The organism is Bradyrhizobium manausense, assembly GCF_018130615.1.
Classification (GTDB): domain Bacteria; phylum Pseudomonadota; class Alphaproteobacteria; order Rhizobiales; family Xanthobacteraceae; genus Bradyrhizobium; species Bradyrhizobium manausense_A.
In genome coordinates, this window is sequence record NZ_JAFCKB010000032.1 from 23,075 (window position 1) to 38,864 (window position 15,790).

General features: G+C 64.5%; 18 protein-coding genes. 11 read left to right on the plus strand and 7 right to left on the minus strand.

What is annotated here, in order from left to right; translation table 11 throughout:
• Positions 1-2,082 (minus strand): methyl-accepting chemotaxis protein, encoded by a 2,082-nt coding sequence (locus JQ587_RS35250; RefSeq protein ID WP_212428426.1) that lies wholly within the window; start codon positions 2,080-2,082, stop codon positions 1-3.
• A gap of 108 nt (positions 2,083-2,190) precedes the next feature.
• Positions 2,191-2,631 carry a DUF1810 domain-containing protein gene (locus JQ587_RS35255; RefSeq protein WP_212428427.1) on the minus strand — a complete coding sequence of 147 codons (441 nt, stop codon included), beginning with the start codon at positions 2,629-2,631 and terminating at the stop codon, positions 2,191-2,193.
• 189 nt (positions 2,632-2,820) lie between these two features.
• On the opposite strand from JQ587_RS35255, the gene JQ587_RS35260 reads away from it, so the two are divergent.
• The 3 genes from JQ587_RS35260 to JQ587_RS35270 all read left to right on the plus strand — a co-directional run bounded on the left by JQ587_RS35260 (position 2,821) and on the right by JQ587_RS35270 (position 4,687).
• Positions 2,821-3,774 (plus strand): DUF2778 domain-containing protein, encoded by a 954-nt coding sequence (locus tag JQ587_RS35260; RefSeq protein WP_249148806.1) that lies wholly within the window; start codon positions 2,821-2,823, stop codon positions 3,772-3,774.
• Positions 3,775-3,840: 66 nt separating this feature from the next.
• On the plus strand, positions 3,841-4,098 hold the full coding sequence (locus JQ587_RS35265; protein ID WP_212299563.1) for a hypothetical protein: 258 nt from the start codon (positions 3,841-3,843) through the stop codon (positions 4,096-4,098).
• 91 nt (positions 4,099-4,189) lie between these two features.
• The gene (locus tag JQ587_RS35270; RefSeq protein WP_212428428.1) at positions 4,190-4,687 is read left to right on the plus strand and encodes an SMI1/KNR4 family protein; all 498 of its coding nucleotides are present in this window, start codon (positions 4,190-4,192) and stop codon (positions 4,685-4,687) included.
• Positions 4,688-4,822: 135 nt separating this feature from the next.
• On the opposite strand, the gene JQ587_RS35275 is transcribed toward JQ587_RS35270, so the two are convergent.
• The gene (locus tag JQ587_RS35275) at positions 4,823-6,673 is read right to left on the minus strand and encodes a tannase/feruloyl esterase family alpha/beta hydrolase (RefSeq protein WP_212428429.1); all 1,851 of its coding nucleotides are present in this window, start codon (positions 6,671-6,673) and stop codon (positions 4,823-4,825) included.
• A gap of 465 nt (positions 6,674-7,138) precedes the next feature.
• On the opposite strand from JQ587_RS35275, the gene JQ587_RS35280 reads away from it, so the two are divergent.
• From JQ587_RS35280 to JQ587_RS35305, 6 genes are all read left to right on the plus strand, one after another.
• Positions 7,139-7,696: a MarR family winged helix-turn-helix transcriptional regulator gene (locus JQ587_RS35280; RefSeq protein ID WP_212428430.1), complete on the plus strand. Its 558-nt coding sequence runs from the start codon at positions 7,139-7,141 to the stop codon at positions 7,694-7,696.
• Positions 7,697-7,861: 165 nt separating this feature from the next.
• A complete protein-coding gene (locus tag JQ587_RS35285; protein WP_212428431.1) occupies positions 7,862-8,953 on the plus strand; it encodes a TRAP transporter substrate-binding protein in 1,092 nt (363 codons plus the stop codon).
• Between the two features lie 242 nt (positions 8,954-9,195).
• Positions 9,196-9,894 carry a septum site-determining protein MinC gene (gene minC, locus JQ587_RS35290; protein WP_212299568.1) on the plus strand — a complete coding sequence of 233 codons (699 nt, stop codon included), beginning with the start codon at positions 9,196-9,198 and terminating at the stop codon, positions 9,892-9,894.
• A gap of 19 nt (positions 9,895-9,913) precedes the next feature.
• Entirely contained in the window at positions 9,914-10,729 is an 816-nt protein-coding gene (minD, locus tag JQ587_RS35295) for a septum site-determining protein MinD (protein WP_200516394.1), read from the plus strand.
• The gene (gene minE, locus JQ587_RS35300) at positions 10,726-11,007 is read left to right on the plus strand and encodes a cell division topological specificity factor MinE (RefSeq protein ID WP_097660833.1); all 282 of its coding nucleotides are present in this window, start codon (positions 10,726-10,728) and stop codon (positions 11,005-11,007) included. The genes minD and minE overlap by 4 nt, the downstream gene beginning before the upstream one ends.
• Before the next feature lie 172 nt (positions 11,008-11,179).
• Positions 11,180-11,365 carry a hypothetical protein gene (locus JQ587_RS35305; RefSeq protein ID WP_212428432.1) on the plus strand — a complete coding sequence of 62 codons (186 nt, stop codon included), beginning with the start codon at positions 11,180-11,182 and terminating at the stop codon, positions 11,363-11,365.
• Positions 11,366-11,446: 81 nt separating this feature from the next.
• On the opposite strand, the gene JQ587_RS35310 is transcribed toward JQ587_RS35305, so the two are convergent.
• Both JQ587_RS35310 and JQ587_RS35315 read right to left on the minus strand, forming a co-directional pair.
• On the minus strand, positions 11,447-11,695 hold the full coding sequence (locus tag JQ587_RS35310; protein WP_212428433.1) for a hypothetical protein: 249 nt from the start codon (positions 11,693-11,695) through the stop codon (positions 11,447-11,449).
• Positions 11,696-11,797: 102 nt separating this feature from the next.
• On the minus strand, positions 11,798-12,190 hold the full coding sequence (locus tag JQ587_RS35315; RefSeq protein ID WP_212299571.1) for a hypothetical protein: 393 nt from the start codon (positions 12,188-12,190) through the stop codon (positions 11,798-11,800).
• A gap of 128 nt (positions 12,191-12,318) precedes the next feature.
• Here JQ587_RS35315 and JQ587_RS35320 point away from each other — a divergent pair, with 128 nt between their 5' ends.
• Positions 12,319-13,104, plus strand: coding sequence for an SDR family NAD(P)-dependent oxidoreductase (locus tag JQ587_RS35320; protein ID WP_212428434.1), 786 nt, complete (start codon positions 12,319-12,321; stop codon positions 13,102-13,104).
• On the opposite strand, the gene JQ587_RS35325 is transcribed toward JQ587_RS35320, so the two are convergent.
• Together JQ587_RS35325 and JQ587_RS35330 are read right to left on the minus strand one after the other, a co-directional pair.
• Entirely contained in the window at positions 13,105-13,335 is a 231-nt protein-coding gene (locus JQ587_RS35325; protein WP_027530842.1) for a DUF6894 family protein, read from the minus strand.
• Between the two features lie 382 nt (positions 13,336-13,717).
• Complete coding sequence (locus JQ587_RS35330) at positions 13,718-14,755, minus strand: FtsB/FtsL family cell division protein (RefSeq protein ID WP_212428435.1); 1,038 nt, start codon at positions 14,753-14,755, stop codon at positions 13,718-13,720.
• 340 nt (positions 14,756-15,095) lie between these two features.
• Between JQ587_RS35330 and JQ587_RS35335 the strand changes: the two genes are divergently transcribed.
• Positions 15,096-15,692, plus strand: a complete 597-nt coding sequence (locus JQ587_RS35335; protein ID WP_212428436.1) for a L,D-transpeptidase — start codon at positions 15,096-15,098, stop codon at positions 15,690-15,692.
• Positions 15,693-15,790: the final 98 nt, after the last annotated feature.

Below are 15,790 nucleotides of genomic sequence, written 5' to 3' on the forward strand. Positions count from 1 at the left end.
CTACGCCGCCCTGACTTCACCGAGGAAGCGGTCGAACTGACCGGCGATGTCGCGCGACTGCGTCGAGAGCTGCTCGGCGGCGCCGAGCACCTCCTGGGCAGCCGCACCGGTATCGTCGGCAGCGCGCTGCACGCCTGAGATGTTGGTGTTGACCTCCTGGGTGCCGCGGGCGGCCTCCTGGACGCTGCGGGCGATCTCCTTGGTCGCCGAGCCCTGTTGCTCGATGGCGGCCGCAATCGCGGTGCCGATCTGGTCGATCTCGGCGATCACGTCGGCGACGTTGCGGATCGCGGTCACGGTCTCGTCGCTCGCGGTCTGGATCGCCGTGATCTGCTCGGAGATTTCGGTGGTGGCCTTGGCGGTCTGGCCGGCCAGCGATTTCACCTCGGACGCAACCACGGCAAAGCCGCGGCCGGCGTCGCCGGCGCGGGCGGCTTCGATGGTCGCGTTCAGCGCGAGGAGGTTGGTCTGCTCGGCGATGCTCTGGATCAGGGTGACGACATCGCCGATCTTCTGGGCGCCGTCGGCGAGAGCGCGCGCGGTATCGCCGGTGCGGCGGGCGTTGTCGACGGCACGGGCGGCGATCTCGGTGCTCTGCGCGACCTGGCGGCCGATCTCGGCGATCGAGGAGGTCAGCTCTTCCGTGGCGCTGGCGACCGTCTGAACGTTGGTCGAGGTCTGCTCGGAGGCGGCGGCCACGACCGCGGCCTGGCTGTTGGTCTGCGCCGCCGTCGAGGTCATCGACTGCGCAGTGCTCTCCATGGTGGAGGACGCCTGCGATAGGCCGCCGACAAGCTGGCTGATCTTGGCTTCAAAGGCGCGGGTCAGCTCGTCGAGCGCCTGGGCGCGCCGCATCTTGCCGTCGTTCTCGACCTGCTTCTCGGCCGCGAGCCGGTCGGCCCGGATCATGTTGTCCTTGAAGACCTGGACGGCTGCGGCCATCGCCCCGATCTCGTCGGAGCGTTCGGCGCCGGGGATGTCCTCGGCAACGTTGCCGTCGGCGAGCCGCGACATCCGGGTCGTCAGACCGACGATCGGGGCGCAGACGCGGCGGCGGACCATCACGATGAGGCCGACGCTGGCGATCAGGACGGCGAGGAGGCCGGCGAGTGCGATCGTGAAGCTGGTCCGCGCGGCGGTGGAAGCACCGGCGAGGATCTGCTCCGCATTGTCGTAGAAGGCGTCGCGGACACCGATGATCGCGCCGAGACCGACTTGCGATGCGGCGTAATAAGTATCGACGTCGTGCTCGTACTTGCCGGTGACCGCGCCGTCCTTGACGAGCTTCTGCTCGCGGCCGAAGCCTTCGACATAGACGGTGTTCATCGTCTCCAGAGCGGATGCGACGTTGGCGGGCGTGGTCGGGTTGCCGCGCAGCTCCTGGAGCGACATCACGATCTGGTCGTTACGGCCCTGGGTGCGGGCGATGTCGGCCTTCTCGGCGTCGTTCGCCACCTTCTTCGAACCGAGCAGATTCTTGTGCAGGCTGGCATTGAGGCCGCCGATGTCACGCAATGTCATCGCGATATTGGCATAGCTCGCCTGGCGATAGGCGTCGCCGTTGAGGATCGCCATGCGGCGGACCTGCTCGTTGAGCAGCGCGGTGACGGCGGCGTTGAGCACGGCATTGTCGGCGACGATCTTCCTCGCCGCGTCCTTGCGCGCCTCCGCAGGTCCCGCGATCGCCTTGTCCACGGCTTCGCGCAGCGCGGTGAATTTCGAATTGAGGCCGTCGATGTTGCTGCCGATGGTGGTGCCGTCGTCGAACGGGCCGGGCAAGTCCTTGCGTAGCGCGTTCATCCTGTCGCGGGCGCCGTCGGTCTGCTTGCGCAGCTTGTCGTGCTCGGAAAGCTGGGCCGGGTCGACGGTCGCAGGGCCATAGAGGATGTTGGTGGCAAAGCCTCGCTCAGGGTTGAGATAACGTGGGATGTCGCTGACGGCGCGGACGATCGCGAGCCGGCCCTGCGCCTCGGTGACGCGCTCGATCGTCTGGTACTTCGTCACGGCGACGTAGACGGCGAGACCGCCGCCGACGGTCGAGAGCGAGACGATGGCGGTGGTCAGCAGCGTACCGATTTTCATGGTCTGTCCGGCAATCGACGCAGGGAGAAAGATATTCTCCAAAAATAGGCGGCGCGTATTAATCGCCGGTTTACGCTGGTAGCGATGGTTGTCGCAGGCGCCTTTCGTTCACTCGGTCTTCCGGTCGAGAGCAGCCAGGATCTGCAGCGTTGCAGCATCGCGTTTGCCGGCGAAATACTTGGCCAGCGCCTCGTTGAAAACAGGCTCGTCGGAGACCGCGCCGAACAGCGTCATCGACGAGCGGAACTTGGAATCGTCAGGTGCGCCGAGGATCGCGTTGATGGTCCGGCCCTCGACGGCAAGCACGAGGCGGGTGCATTCGATCAGGCGCGGGCCGAGGACGGGGTGGGCAAGATAGGACTTGGCCTCCGCGTGCGAGCCGATCGCGTAACGCTGGGACATCGCGCTGAAGCCGAGGCCAGTGACCTGTGGGAAGACGAACCACATCCAGTGAGTCTGCTTCCGGCCCTTGGCCAGCTCCCCCAGGACGGCGTCAAAAACCGGGTCCTGGGCCCTGAGGAAGCGCTTTAGATAGAAAGGATCGGTCATTGGATACCTCCGGCGGACTTGCCGGCCGCGATTATGCCTAACTTTTGGCTCCCAATGTGCTAGCTGGTATAGAGTCTCCGGGTGGGGGTTGGGTCCCCCGGGGGTCGATTTGGGGATCTGATGGTTTCCGACCGCGCAAGCGCCGAGAGGCTGTTGTCGCGCCGCCGTGTTGGGCGAGCCGAGACAATACTGCTGTCTATGGCAGCCGTCGCGCTGGCGCTGGGCGCCGCCGCGTGGGTCGCGGATATCGGCAACTCGACCCCGCTGGTCACCGCCGCACTGCCACCGGCCAATTCCCCGTCGTTCGAAGACCGTTTCGCATCGCTGTCCGGTAACCCGCCGGCGCGCGATCTCGGCTTGCGGACGCTGGAGCGTTCTGCCCTGAATGCGGTCCAGCTCAAGCTTCGCGATGCCAAGGCGATGCTCGCCCAAAAGCTCCAGGGCGACGACTGGCGTTCGACCCTGACCGACAACGACCAGCCGGCGGCCGAAGAGCCCGCGAAGCCCTCGCAGCACGCCGACGCTGTTCCGATGCCGCGCTCGCGGCCGGTGCAGGCGTACTTCTCGGCGCAGATCGCCTCGAGCCAGGCCTTTGCCGACACCAATCCCAGGGTCGACAACCGCAACTTCTTCGAAAAGTTCACCGACAAGATCAAGCTCGCCTCGCTGACGCCCGACAGTGGCCTGTTCGGCAAGGCACCGGATCTGGCCGCGCTCGGCTACGATTCGCGGACGGCGGTCTATGACATCAAGGCCAAGGCGCTCTATCTGCCGAGCGGCGTCACCATCGAGGCTCATTCGGGCATGGGCGCGCTGATGGATGACCCCGACCATGTCGACCAGCGCATGGTCGGTGCGACACCGCCCGCAACCTACGACCTCAAGCCGCGCGAAAAGCTGTTCCACGGCGTGCGGGCGCTGCGCATGACGCCGACGGACGGCACCAGCGCGCTTGGACGTGTCGGCCTGCTCACCCACACCTACATGCTCGGGCCGCGCGGCGATTCCAACGGCTGCGTGTCGATCAAGGACTATGATCGCTTCCTCAAGGCCTACGACAATGGCGAGTTCAATCGCCTCGTTGTCGTGCCGAGCCTGAGCGGGGCGGCAACCGCCTCGCAGCGCGCCAGCACCGACTCTTGATAGTTGCTAGGTGCGGCTGGGTTGCCGTTTTCCCTTCGTTAAGCCGTTGTCGTCCAGAAGCAGCCCATGAGTGATCCAGCAAACTCCGAGACCCCGCTGCGTACGACGTTCAAGATCAAGCTGAACGGTGACACGCTGGCGATCGCGACCGTCGGCCAGGCCTATCAATTCCTCACCAACTTCAAATCGGTCGAGTGGATGGAATTCCGCTCGCTGCATGACGACGCCGTCCACGCGCTGGAAGGCGCCGCCGACAATGCCATGCTCGCGGTCCAGGCGACCAACGCGGTGCGCGCGTTGTTCGTGAGCGCGAAGCTGCTCTAAGCAAAGCAAACGTTCTTCTCCCGCCTCGAACCGGCTCCCACCTCGCCGCGACGAAGCCATGGCGCGGCGCACGCGCCGAGGAGAGGAATGCATGGACATCGCCAATTTCATCGCGGGCATCGACAGCACGAGCGCAGAACCGCCGAGCGAAGCCGCGTTGGCTTCGTTCGAAGGATCCATCGGCTGTCGCCTACCGGACGACTATCGCCGGTTCCTGCTGGGCTGCGCCGGCGGCTATTTCCAGGGCTCGGCCGAGTTCAACTGGCCGCAAGGTCATTGGGCCGGTGCGATCCAGGAGGTGCTGGGATTGCGGGGTGACGAATGCTCACTGGCACGGACACGAGCGACGCCGCAATGGCCGACCGTTGATGAGCTCCTGTGGATCATGAGCGATCACGGCGGCAATCCGATCTGCATGACGATCGACAAGGCGCATTTCGGCCGGATCTGGTTCATCGATCACGAGATCGCCGAATACGACAGGCAGTGGACGCTTGTAGAGGCGATGTCCGACAATTGGGGCTACGTCCTGCCGCTTACGCCGACATTCAGCGACTTTATCGCGGGCCTGTACGAGGAGGCCGCGTAAGCTCGCGCGGAGCGAGGCGTCCGCGTACGAGGTGTATTGAAGTATCGCGCTGTTGCCCACGAGGATAGAGCGTTTGTCTGGTCAAATCCGTGCCCCGGATGCGCTGCGTCCGGGGCACGGGAGCAATGAGCGGGCTTAGTGTCCGCCGCGTCCATCGTCATCGTCGTGGAAGTCGTGATCGCCGCCGTGGCCGAACCCGGGATCAACGCACGCAAAGTTTGCGGCGTCGCTGGTCAGGCCGCTGCCCTTGTATGTCGCGATCTGGGGATAGACGCAGAGCGGCCGCGTGCCTCCCGTCGGGAAGTTCTGGGCGATGCGCGGATCGAACAAGCCGCCGGTCGGGTAGGGCGAGGCGGTGTTGGTATTGGCCGCGACGATGCGTTCCGGTGCGATACCGGCTTCGACCCAGTCGGTGATCGCCTTGAGCTGGTTCGTCGCGAAGCTGGCGGTGGCTGCGCCGCCGCCGCAATGCGCCATGTTGGGCACCATGAACAGCCGCGCGAAATCGGTTGCATGATTGCCCATGCGCTGGTTCATCTTGCGATACCAGCGCGCGATCGCGGCGCCCGAAAAGATGCCGTCATTGACCGAGGACGAGATGATCAGCTTGCCGCCGCGCGACCTGAACGGACGCAGATCGGTTGCGACCGCTGCCATGAAGTCCATCGAGCTTTCCGGATAGGCCGCCGTCTTCGTGAAGATCTTCGGCGCATCGGTGTCGAAGTTGAATTTGAACACGAAGGCTTCCTGGCCGTTCGGTCCGTTGACGGGAGTGACGACGGGCGGCGTCTGGAAGATCATCGGGATCGCGCCGGCGCCGAGCGTCAGATTGATCGCGGTGTTGACGCCAGGCACGGGGGCGGTGACGACGTTCCACAACTGCCAGCCCGCGCCGGGCGCAGTGGGTGGCGTCCAGATGCCGGCATCCCAGAACCAGTTCGAATAGAGCCGCTCGCCGTTTGAATTCACCGGCCCCGTATAGATCTTCTTGAGCGCATCCACTTGGCCGCTGGTGAGGCAAGTGCCACCGTGCGGCGTGCTGCCATGCGAGCCGGTGCCGCAGGTGTAGCTCGCGAGTGCCGGGTACACTTTCTTCGCCGTGCAGGCATGATAATTGTCGATGATGCCGTCGACGAGGCCATCCAGTGCATCGCAGGCGCTCAGGATCGCAGCCGATGCCACCTGAAGATCCTGCTGCGGGAACGTGTCGGGAATGAAGGGCTGCCCGTTGATGTCCTTGCTGGTTGAAAGCGTACCGAGCACCTGCTCGTTCCAGGCTTCCGCCAGGCCCGCCTGCGGCAGGTTGAAGCCGGGATTTTGCGAGATCACGCCGTCGAACAGCCAGGGCGATCGCTGTGACGCGACCATCGCGTCACGGCCGCCGTTCGAACAGCCCATGATGTAGGAATAGACGGTGTCGAGGCCGTAGAAATAGGAGATGATCTGCTTGGCGGTCGTCGCAGTCTTCTCGATGCCATTGTAGCCGTAATCCCGGCGTGCCTGGGCATCGATCGCGAAATGCGCGGAGCCGCCGGCATTGACGTCGTCGTCCTGATAGCCGCCGACCACATTGGCCGCGTTATCCTCGTGGCCGCCGTCATCGGCTGCGACCACCCAGCCTTGGCCGAGCTCGACGCCGGCCGCGCCTTGCGGGTCGGCATTGAGGCTGCCGTCGGTGCCGCCACCGCCCATCATCTCGAAGCGGCCATGCCAGGTGTTGGGCAGGTTGAGCGCAAAGCCGATGCCGTAGGTGAAGTGATCGGGATCCTGCGTGGAGACGCGCTTGTTGATGATGCCGATCACGTTGCAGTAGCCCGACTTCTGCGTCGCGCTCAGGATCTGCGTGTTCGGCAGCGTGAGGCCGGTGAGGGCAGTGCAGGACGAGCGCGGGGCCACCCCGCTCGGCGGCAGCCCGTGCGCGGTGGCCTGCGGGCCGAGCGACGCCCATGTGGCTATGATCGTCGAGGCGAGGAAAAGTCGTTTCATGTCATGCCCTCCCAGTTTCATCTTGGATGATTGAACGAAAGCGCCCGACGCGCCGCCGGTTGGCGTGACGTCGAGTGGTCAGAAAACTTTTCGAAAACGCTGCTGGGAGACACGCGCACGTGGGCGATGACCCACGACGCAATTGCGGTTGCGCGCAAAACCATTCCGCCGCGATGCGCTGTGGCATGCGGATCGGCGCCCACCCCTGATGACGGCACGAACGTTCGCTCCCCTTGAACCCGCTCATGATACGGCAGGCCTTCACGATCCTTAGGCGAGCGATGTTGCCGTGTCAACATGACGCATCGCGCGATATTGCCGTGCAACCTGTCGTGGAAGCTGTAGGCGGCAAGGCCGCGTATGCGCCCGGCTTCTCGATCCGGCCTCGCTGCGTTAGACTCGCTGTCCGAATCCTCGAGCCCCAGCCGGATGCACCTCTGCCGGCTTTGCGAAAGATGCGCATCGATGCAGTCAGGCAAGGCACGGGCGGGAAAACGGGTCGCCGCCAAACAACCGCGGCGAGCGGCCGGCGTGCCAAAGCTGTCGCGACCGGCGCCGCATGCCGTGTCCGGCACGAAGCCGAGCCGGGCAAAGCCGCTTGCCCTTGGCGATCTCTCGCAGCTGTTGGGCTACTCCCTCCGCCGGGCGCAGCTCTGGATCTTCAGGGAGTTCAGCCGGCAACTGGCGGCCTTCGAGATCAGTCCGGCGCAATTTTCCGTGCTTTGCGTCATCGATGCCAATCCTGGCGTCAATCAGCTCGCCGTCGCACAACTTCTGTCGATCGAACGGGCCGGGCTTGGCAGGCTGGTGGATCATCTGGAAGGTCGCGGCCTGGTGCGGCGCACGGCGTCAGCGATCAATCGCCGCTATTACGTGCTCTATCTGACCGAGACCGGTACGGCGCTCCTGGATCGGCTAAAGCCGGCGGCCGCCGCAAGCGACGAGGCACTTGCGGCCAAGATCGGGTCGCGCGCGTACAAGGAATTGCAGCGGGCGCTCTCGATCTTTGTCGGAGACGCCTGAGCGATCCGGAGGCCATGCCGCTACGACTTGGTTTGGCCAGCCGCCCCTCCTTTATCATGGCTTGAACTGCGTGGCCGGAACAGGCAAACGGTCCGCGAAGATCGTGGCTTGGATCAGTTGATCTGGCCGCTCGTTTCAAGCTGACCTCAAGGGAGAGACCCCATCATGAAACGCCGTACATTCCTCAAGGGCGGCGCGGTCGCCGGCGCGACGACGCTGGTTGCGGCCCCTGCGATCGCGCAGAGCGCGCCCGAGATCAAATGGCGCCTGACCTCGAGCTTCCCGAAGTCGCTCGACACCATTTACGGCACGGCGCAGACCTTTGCGAAATATGTTGCAGAGGCCACCGACAACAAATTCCAGATCCAGACCTTTGCCGCCGGCGAGCTGGTCCCGGGCCTGCAGGCGCTCGATGCCGTCAGCGTCGCCTCGGTCGAGATGGCGCAGACGCCGCTCTATTTCTACATCGGCAAGGAGCCGGCGCTCGCCTATGCCACCGGCGCGCCGTTCGGCATGAACCATCGTCATCAAGAATCCTGGTGGTACTTTGGTGGTGGTGCCGACCTCGCTAACGAGGCGCTCAAGCCGTTCAAGGCGCACGCGATCCTCTGCGGCAATTCCGGTACCCAGATGGGCGGTTGGTTTCGCAAGGAGATCAAGACCGTCGACGATCTCAAGGGCCTCAAATTCCGCATCGCCGGCATGGGCGGCCATGTGCTGGCGCGGCTCGGCATCGTGCCGCAGCAGCTTGCCGGCGGCGACGTCTATGCGGCGCTGGAGAAGGGCTCGATCGATGCCGCCGAATTCGTCGGTCCCTACGACGACGAGAAGCTCGGCTTCCAGAGGGTCGCAAAATACTACTACTTCCCCGGCTGGTGGGAGGGCGGTGCCATGCTGCACATTATCGTCAATGACGAGAAGTGGGCAAGCCTGCCGAAGCAGTATCAGGCGATCGTCAACCAGGCGGCCTCTGCAGCCGGCGCCTGGATGCTCGAGAAGTACGACAGCGTGAATCCGGCGGCGCTGAAGCGGTTGATCGCCAACGGCGCCGAGCTGAAGGCATTCCCGCAGCCAGTGATGGAAGCCTGCTACAACGCGACCCAGGAGCATCTGAGCGAGCTCGCGGCCAAGAGCGAGCTGTTCAAGCGAACCAAGGAAAGCCACGACGCGTATGTGAAGGAGCTGCTGTTCTACACGCAGATCGCGGAGAATTTTTACGACAGCTATCTGCTGAGCAAGATGCGCAACAGGACATGATGATGAGGAGGGCGCGACACTGCGATCGCGCCGCGCTATCGTAGGGCGCGCAACGGCGCATAGCGCCGTGCCCACCACTTCTTGATGGTGGGCACGCTAGCGCTTTGCCCACGGGTTCGGAGCATGTAGCCCGAGTGTCCGCCCCCACCGCGATCCACGTAACCCCACGGAGAAATTAACCGGCCATTAACCATATCGGCGGCATCGTTAACCATTCAATAACAGGGAACGAGTCGGCCGCCATGGAGGCCCTAGCAAAACCTCAACGCCAAATGGTGCGCCTGCGCGGGCGCTCCTATGTGGCCTTCGTCTTCGTGCCCACGGTTCCGATCCAGGACTGGCTCGCCGAAATCGACGCCACCATCGCCCGCTCGCCGGGCTTCTTTGCCGGCCGGCCCGTGGTGATCGACCTGTCCTCGGTCGATCTCAGCCAGGCAGGAATCGGCCACCTGCTCACCAGCCTGCAGGACCGCAACATCCGCGTGCTCGGCATCGAGGGCGTAGAGGAGGCGCGGCTGACGCCCTCAATGCCGCCGCTGCTCTCGGGCGGGCGCAGCTGCGTGATCGAGCCGACTGCGCCCAGGAAACCCGAGGCCAAGGTCGAGACCAAGCCGACCTCGCTGCTGCTCGAGAGCCCGGTGCGCTCGGGCCAGACCGTGATCTTTCCTGAAGGCGACGTCACCATTCTGGGCTCGGTCGGCTCCGGCGCCGAGGTCGTGGCCGGCGGGTCCATCCACATCTACGGCGCGCTCCGCGGCCGCGCCATGGCGGGCGTGAACGGTCACACGAGCGCGCGCATCTATTGCCAGAAGATCGAGGCCGAACTGCTTGCAATCGATGGATTTTATCAGACCGCCGACGACATCGACAGCGCCTTGCGCGGCCGGCCCGCTCAGGCCTGGCTGCAGGGCAACACCATGCGAATTACCGCGCTGAACTGACCAGAAGGAGATATTTGAGATGGCCAAGGTACTGGTCGTAACGTCAGGCAAGGGCGGCGTCGGCAAGACGACGACGACCGCCGCATTGGGGGCTGCGCTTGCACAACGCGGCGACAAGGTCGTCGTCGTCGATTTCGACGTTGGCTTGCGCAACCTCGACCTCGTGATGGGCGCCGAACGCCGCGTCGTGTTCGACCTCATCAATGTGGTGCAGGGCGTGGCCAAGCTGCCGCAGGCCCTGATCAAGGACAAGCGGCTGGAGAACCTCTGGCTGCTGCCAGCCTCCCAGACCCGCGACAAGGACGCGCTGACCGAAGAGGGCGTCGGCAAGGTGATCGCCGACCTGCGCAGCCGGTTCGACTGGGTGATCTGCGACAGCCCGGCGGGCATCGAGCGCGGCGCTTCCATGGCGATGCGCTTTGCGGATGAAGCGGTGATCGTCACCAATCCCGAAGTCTCCTCGGTGCGCGATTCCGACCGCATCATCGGCATGCTCGATTCCAAGACCGTGCGGGCCGAGAAGGGCGAGCGGGTCGAGAAGCACATTCTCATCACCCGCTACGATCCCTCACGCGCCGCGCGCGGCGAGATGCTGACCATCGACGACATCCTCGAAATTCTCGCAACGCCGCTGCTCGGCATCATCCCGGAGAGCCAGGACGTGCTCCGCGCCTCCAACGTCGGCACGCCCGTTACGCTGTCGAACGCCGAAGGCGCACCCGCGCGGGCCTATATCGACGCGGCGCGACGGCTGTGCGGCGACACCGTGCCGATGCAGGTGCCGACCGAGCGCAAGGGCTTCATGGATCGTCTGCTGCGACGGAGGGCTGCATGAGCATGGGTCTGCTCCGGCTTCTCCGCGGCAACAAGGCGTCCGCACCCGTCGCTCGCGAACGGCTGCAGATCCTGCTGGCCCATGAACGCGGAATGCGCGGCCAGCCCGATCTGCTCGGTGTGCTGCGTGAGGAAATTCTCGCGGTCGTCTCCAAGCACGTCATGCTGGATCCGACCAAGGTGATCGTCCGGCTCGAGCGCGGCGACGAGGTCTCGACCCTGGAGGTCGATATCGAGGTGCCCAACGATTTCGAGCGCAAGAAGGTGGCGGTCGCGTAGGGGACGCGGCCGACGAGGTCCCGTTTGGGGTGGGTGAGAAGGCGGTTCGCTGGGCACAGCGGGCCGCCTTTTGCGTGTTGAGATAAGTGCCACGGAACGAGGCGAGGGGCTCAATCGTTGTGAGACACCTGCGGGAGCGATGCGCCGTGGGTCATCAAACCGGAGAGCGCCCATGATGTCCGAGGTCCAGGTTCATACTGTCGCCCGGCAGATGCTGGAAAAGCATGGTTTCGCTGCAATTGCGAAGGCGGCCGAGCAGGCCCAGGTCTGCGAGGGCCGCGGCGAGGCGGATGAGGCGAAGGAATGGCGCCACATCGAGGATGCCATGAAGATCATCCGCGGCCCGCATCAGAGCTGATGGGCCAGCCTGCCAGCGTTTCGACGCCTTGGTAAGGATCTGAATGCTGCCGCGAGCCGGCCGGGTCCCGCTCAGTTGGGCCTAGTGCTCGCCCTGTTCGCCGCCCTGGGTCATCGGCCTATGCTGGGTCTGCGGCTGAGCGCGCTCGCCGGTCTCCTTGCAGGGGAGCCGCTCCCACGATCCGTCCGCCGCCTGTTGATAGGCGCTGCAAGATGATGAGATCGCCTTGTCCTCGCCCTTCTGGGCATCGGAATTTTTCGCCAGCGCTGGCGCTACCAGCACGGCGCTCGCTGCCAGCAAGCCGGCGAGGACGAGATGGGTGATCCGCATGGGGGTCTCCAGATTGAAAACGCCTGCATGCTCGCCACGAATGTGACGATTATGGGCCGGGACGGCAGTTCCGTCCCGGCATTCTTAACGGCTCGGAAGGTCCTAGCCGCCCTTGCTGCGGATCAGGCCAGCGAGGCTGGTCTTCTGCTTTTCGCACCAATTGCTCATGCCGAGCCGACGCTGGTCGAGATCGGTCGTCTGGGTCGCGACCGCGACCTCCGCCATGATGTCGTCGGCCTGCTTCTCGCCCATCTTGCCGCCGGTGTGCATCCAGGCAATGGCCTTACGCACCTGCTCGGTGGTGCCGTCGGGAAGCTGCATCTGCTGCGCCTTCTGCACCAGATCCTGGTAGGCGACGTCCGTGTTCGGGCATTCGACCTTGGCGGCAAAGGCCTGCAAGACCATCGTCACATAGGTCGAGCGCGTATGGTCGTCGGCCGCTTGGGCGGGAGCGGCGATCAGCAACAGGCCTGCCATCAGCAAGGGGTAGCGCATCCTTAAGGTCCTCCTCGTTTTTTGGGAGGCTAGCGTCCTGCGAGCGGCTCTGCAATGGCTGCAGGGGTCGATTGTCGCTCATTCGCGGGGTGCGTTAGATTGAGCCGTCCCTGGTCCCGGAGAGCGACATGAGCCTGTTCAGCACGCCGTTCGATCGCGAACGTGACAGAGCGCTCGTCACCGGTGCGGGCAATGGCATCGGCCGCGCCATCGCGCTGGGCCTGGTCGGCGAGGGCGTGCGGACGCTGTTTGCCGATGTGAGTGCCGAGAGGGTGAAGGCCGCCGTCGGTGCGAGTGAGAGGCCTGACCTGGCGCTGCCCTGGGTCGGCGATCTCGCGAGACCGGACGCGTGTGACGAGTTGCTTGCAACTGCCGACGCCGCGCTGGGCCAGGTGTCGCATTTCGTGCACAGCGCCTCGCCGCCTCGACGCGAGTCCGATCACGCGCTCGCCGTCGATCGCGGGACCTGGCAACAGATGCACGCGGTCAATCTCGATGCTGGCTTTCATCTGGCGCGCGAGCTCGCAAAGCGCCTGATCGCAGCGAAGCGGCCCGGCTCGTTCCTGTTTCTCACCTCGCTACATGCGGGCACGCCGCGCAACCTGCCGCATTATTCGACGGCGAAGGCGGGGATGGCGATGCTGGTGAAGGAGCTCGCGAAGAGCTTTGGTCGTCACGACATCCGCGTCAATGCGCTGGTGCCGGGCGCTATCGCGGCGGGCGGATTTGTCGCGGATGCTTCTCTGGCGAAACACATTCCGCTCGGGCGTCTCGGCGAGGCCAACGACCTCGTGCCTGTCGCGCTCACCGTGCTGTCGAACATGCTTTCAGGTTACGTCACCGGCGCAGCCTTCGTCGTCGACGGCGGGTTGTCGCTGACGAACTGGTTCGACGCGCCTGAGCTCGAAGAGTAGCTAGCGCCGCCAGGCCGGTACGGGATCGAGCGGCGTGCGATAGACCTCGTTGTGATCGCGATCGGTCACGCGCACGGCGCAACCCTTGCGCTGCAGCTCCGGCTTCACCTGCGACAGTTCGGTCGCCAGCTGAACGGCGCGATCGGAAGCGACCTCGATATCCTCGAGGATGATTCCGCCCTGGTTCTTGAACTCTTCACCAACCACGAGATCGAAGGAATAATAAGGCATCCGAATTCCCCGGTGTGACGACCCAAATTCTCAAAGCGAAGACTTCAACGTAAGTCTTCAAAACATGCTGGATCGTACCACTGAGTCGACATCTATCCGATGAACGAACCGCGCAATCTCTGTGCTTATGGCGCAGAAATGATGTGCAACGTTCGAGGGCCTTAAGATTTTATTAAATATGTTGGCGTGATCATGAGGCATGGAATTGCAGTAGAACCGGGCTCCGGGAACCGGCAGCTGCAAGAGAAGGCCGGCGGCATAGATCCCGACGGCCTTTTCTCTTTGCACTCAGCTCTTCATCACCGTAGTTGCACGGACTCAACGCATCGCAGCGAGTCGGACAGCTTGCATTGACGTTTGATGCTGGTCTCTCGACGCAGCTCTAATGCACCGGCATTGGCGGACGCACGACGGGGCCGTCATCATCGGCAACGGCTTGCGTCGTCACGACAGGCGGTGCCGCCGGCGACGGGACCGCGGCAGCCTGTGAAGGCGGCGGTGGAGGCGCGAGCGGCGGCGAATAAGCCGGCATGTAAGTGTGCGACACGACCGGCTTCGGTTTGCGAGCCGGTGGCGGCATCGGAGCCGGCGCTCGCGGCGGCAGCGCCGACAAACGTGCGCGCGGATCGACCGGCTTGATCTCGGCCACTGGCTTTGGTGCCGGCGGCTTCGCCATCTCACGGACCATCTGCTCCTGACCAGCCTTCAAGTCGGCGATGTTTGCCTTGAGCTGCTCGATCTGCTGCGACATCGCGGCGATGTCGCGTGTCATTGCTTCCACCGATGGTGTGGCATCGGCGGCTTGCGCGGCGGCAGGCGCAGGTGCGGCTGCGGCCGCGACAACCGGTGCTGCGGGCGGCGCCGCAGTTTGGTCAGCGGTCTGATCTTGTTCGACGGGCGGCGCGGCTTGCGCGGCTGCGACCGGCGCGGTCTGCGACGTCGAGGGCAGCAGCGATGCCAGGGCCGGTGTCCACTCGGCGAGCATCTGCGTCGCCGTGTCACCGTGCTTCTCCCAGGCGATGGTGGCAGCGGCGCTGCCACCCGCAAACAAGAACGTCACGAACGCACCGCGCAGCCATCTTCTGGCAGCCGATCGCTTCGGTCGGCTGTGACCATCATTCGTCGTCACGCGCACGGCGGTGTCGACCGAGGGCGTTGCCGCTTGCGGCGCCGCGACCGCCACGGCGGGAGGCTCCGAGACCGGAATGAATTTCGGCTCCACACCATGCCGGGTCTCCGGCAAAAACTTCGGCTCCGGGCGGGCCGTGAACTCTGGTGCAAGCGTTGGCGCATCGCTGCTCGCGCGCGAAGCCCGCACCACGTCGGGCGAAATCTGGATCGCGTCGTGCGGATCGTTGTCCTTGACCGTGTCCTTCACGATCTCATCGACGATTTGCCGACTGTTCAGCGTCGCGAGCATCGCAGCTCCTCTGAAGCGTTGGTCGTCCGCATTAGCGCGAGCCGATCGGTTGAATGGCCCATCCCAGTCTGATGCGGTTGGCCCGATGGCGCACGAGTCCAGCCGGGTTTGACCAAAGCAAGGCGAGGCGATGGAGAGACTGCGACGGTCTTCCGCCGTTTGTGGTGTTGGAACCGGATCTTCCGAACACGGGCACGTGTTCCGCGCTGCCTTGTTTTCAGCACGATTTGGGCAGCATCTCGCTGTGCTGGGGGCGCTGCTATCCGCTATTGGGGGGCCGGCGGTGCCAAGATCTCTACTCGTTTTGTTCGTCCTTGCTTCGCTGCCGCTCGGCGGCTGCATGCAGACGACGCTTTCGCCATCGACGGATGCGAGCATGACGGCGCGCGACCGCCAGTTGCTTGCGCACACGCCTTACGCCCAGGCGAATGTGCCTGAGCAATATCTCCGCCACATCGTCGATTATCCGCGTAAGGAGCAGCCGGGTACCATCCTGGTCGATACCGATGCGCGCTACCTCTACTATGTGCTGCCCGACGGTAAGGCGATCCGCTATGGCGTCGCCGTCGGCGAGGAGGCGATGGCCTTCTCGGGCGTTGCGCGCGTCGGCCGTCTGGCGGAATGGCCGGACTGGGTGCCGACGGCAGACATCCAGGCGCGGCTCGGGCCCTATCCGGCGCGCGTGCCGGGTGGGCCCGCTAATCCGTTGGGCGCCCGCGGCATCTATCTCTTTGTCGGCAACAAGGACACGCTCTACCGCATCCATGGCACCAACCAGCCGGAATATATCGGGCAGGCAATCTCCTCGGGCTGCATCCGGATGCGCAATGAGGACGTGATCGATCTGTTCGACCGGGTGAAGCTCAATGCGACCGTCGTGGTGCTGCCGCCCGGACAGAGCGCTCAGTTCGATACCGGGCCCAGCTGGCGCGGGTGAGACAACTGATCTGACCCGTCACGTCAGTCGCATCACTGAACCTTGAATGGCAGGCCGTGTCGATCGATGCCAGGCGGCCGCCAAAGGTGAATTGCTTC

What these genes read in the sequence shown, in the direction of transcription:
- JQ587_RS35250 (WP_212428426.1), bottom strand. Translation starts at nt 2,082, where the DNA reads ATGAAAATCGGTACGCTGCTGACCACCGCCATCGTCTCGCTCTCGACC.
- JQ587_RS35325 (WP_027530842.1), bottom strand. Translation starts at nt 13,335, where the DNA reads ATGCCTTATTATTCCTTCGATCTCGTGGTTGGTGAAGAGTTCAAGAAC.
- JQ587_RS35320 (WP_212428434.1), top strand. Translation starts at nt 12,319, where the DNA reads ATGAGCCTGTTCAGCACGCCGTTCGATCGCGAACGTGACAGAGCGCTC.
- minC (WP_212299568.1), top strand. Translation starts at nt 9,196, where the DNA reads ATGGAGGCCCTAGCAAAACCTCAACGCCAAATGGTGCGCCTGCGCGGG.
- JQ587_RS35310 (WP_212428433.1), bottom strand. Translation starts at nt 11,695, where the DNA reads ATGCGGATCACCCATCTCGTCCTCGCCGGCTTGCTGGCAGCGAGCGCC.
- JQ587_RS35330 (WP_212428435.1), bottom strand. Translation starts at nt 14,755, where the DNA reads ATGCTCGCGACGCTGAACAGTCGGCAAATCGTCGATGAGATCGTGAAG.
- JQ587_RS35270 (WP_212428428.1), top strand. Translation starts at nt 4,190, where the DNA reads ATGGACATCGCCAATTTCATCGCGGGCATCGACAGCACGAGCGCAGAA.
- JQ587_RS35280 (WP_212428430.1), top strand. Translation starts at nt 7,139, where the DNA reads ATGCAGTCAGGCAAGGCACGGGCGGGAAAACGGGTCGCCGCCAAACAA.
- JQ587_RS35285 (WP_212428431.1), top strand. Translation starts at nt 7,862, where the DNA reads ATGAAACGCCGTACATTCCTCAAGGGCGGCGCGGTCGCCGGCGCGACG.
- JQ587_RS35335 (WP_212428436.1), top strand. Translation starts at nt 15,096, where the DNA reads ATGCAGACGACGCTTTCGCCATCGACGGATGCGAGCATGACGGCGCGC.
- JQ587_RS35255 (WP_212428427.1), bottom strand. Translation starts at nt 2,631, where the DNA reads ATGACCGATCCTTTCTATCTAAAGCGCTTCCTCAGGGCCCAGGACCCG.
- minE (WP_097660833.1), top strand. Translation starts at nt 10,726, where the DNA reads ATGAGCATGGGTCTGCTCCGGCTTCTCCGCGGCAACAAGGCGTCCGCA.
- JQ587_RS35275 (WP_212428429.1), bottom strand. Translation starts at nt 6,673, where the DNA reads ATGAAACGACTTTTCCTCGCCTCGACGATCATAGCCACATGGGCGTCG.
- JQ587_RS35305 (WP_212428432.1), top strand. Translation starts at nt 11,180, where the DNA reads ATGATGTCCGAGGTCCAGGTTCATACTGTCGCCCGGCAGATGCTGGAA.
- JQ587_RS35265 (WP_212299563.1), top strand. Translation starts at nt 3,841, where the DNA reads ATGAGTGATCCAGCAAACTCCGAGACCCCGCTGCGTACGACGTTCAAG.
- minD (WP_200516394.1), top strand. Translation starts at nt 9,914, where the DNA reads ATGGCCAAGGTACTGGTCGTAACGTCAGGCAAGGGCGGCGTCGGCAAG.
- JQ587_RS35315 (WP_212299571.1), bottom strand. Translation starts at nt 12,190, where the DNA reads ATGCGCTACCCCTTGCTGATGGCAGGCCTGTTGCTGATCGCCGCTCCC.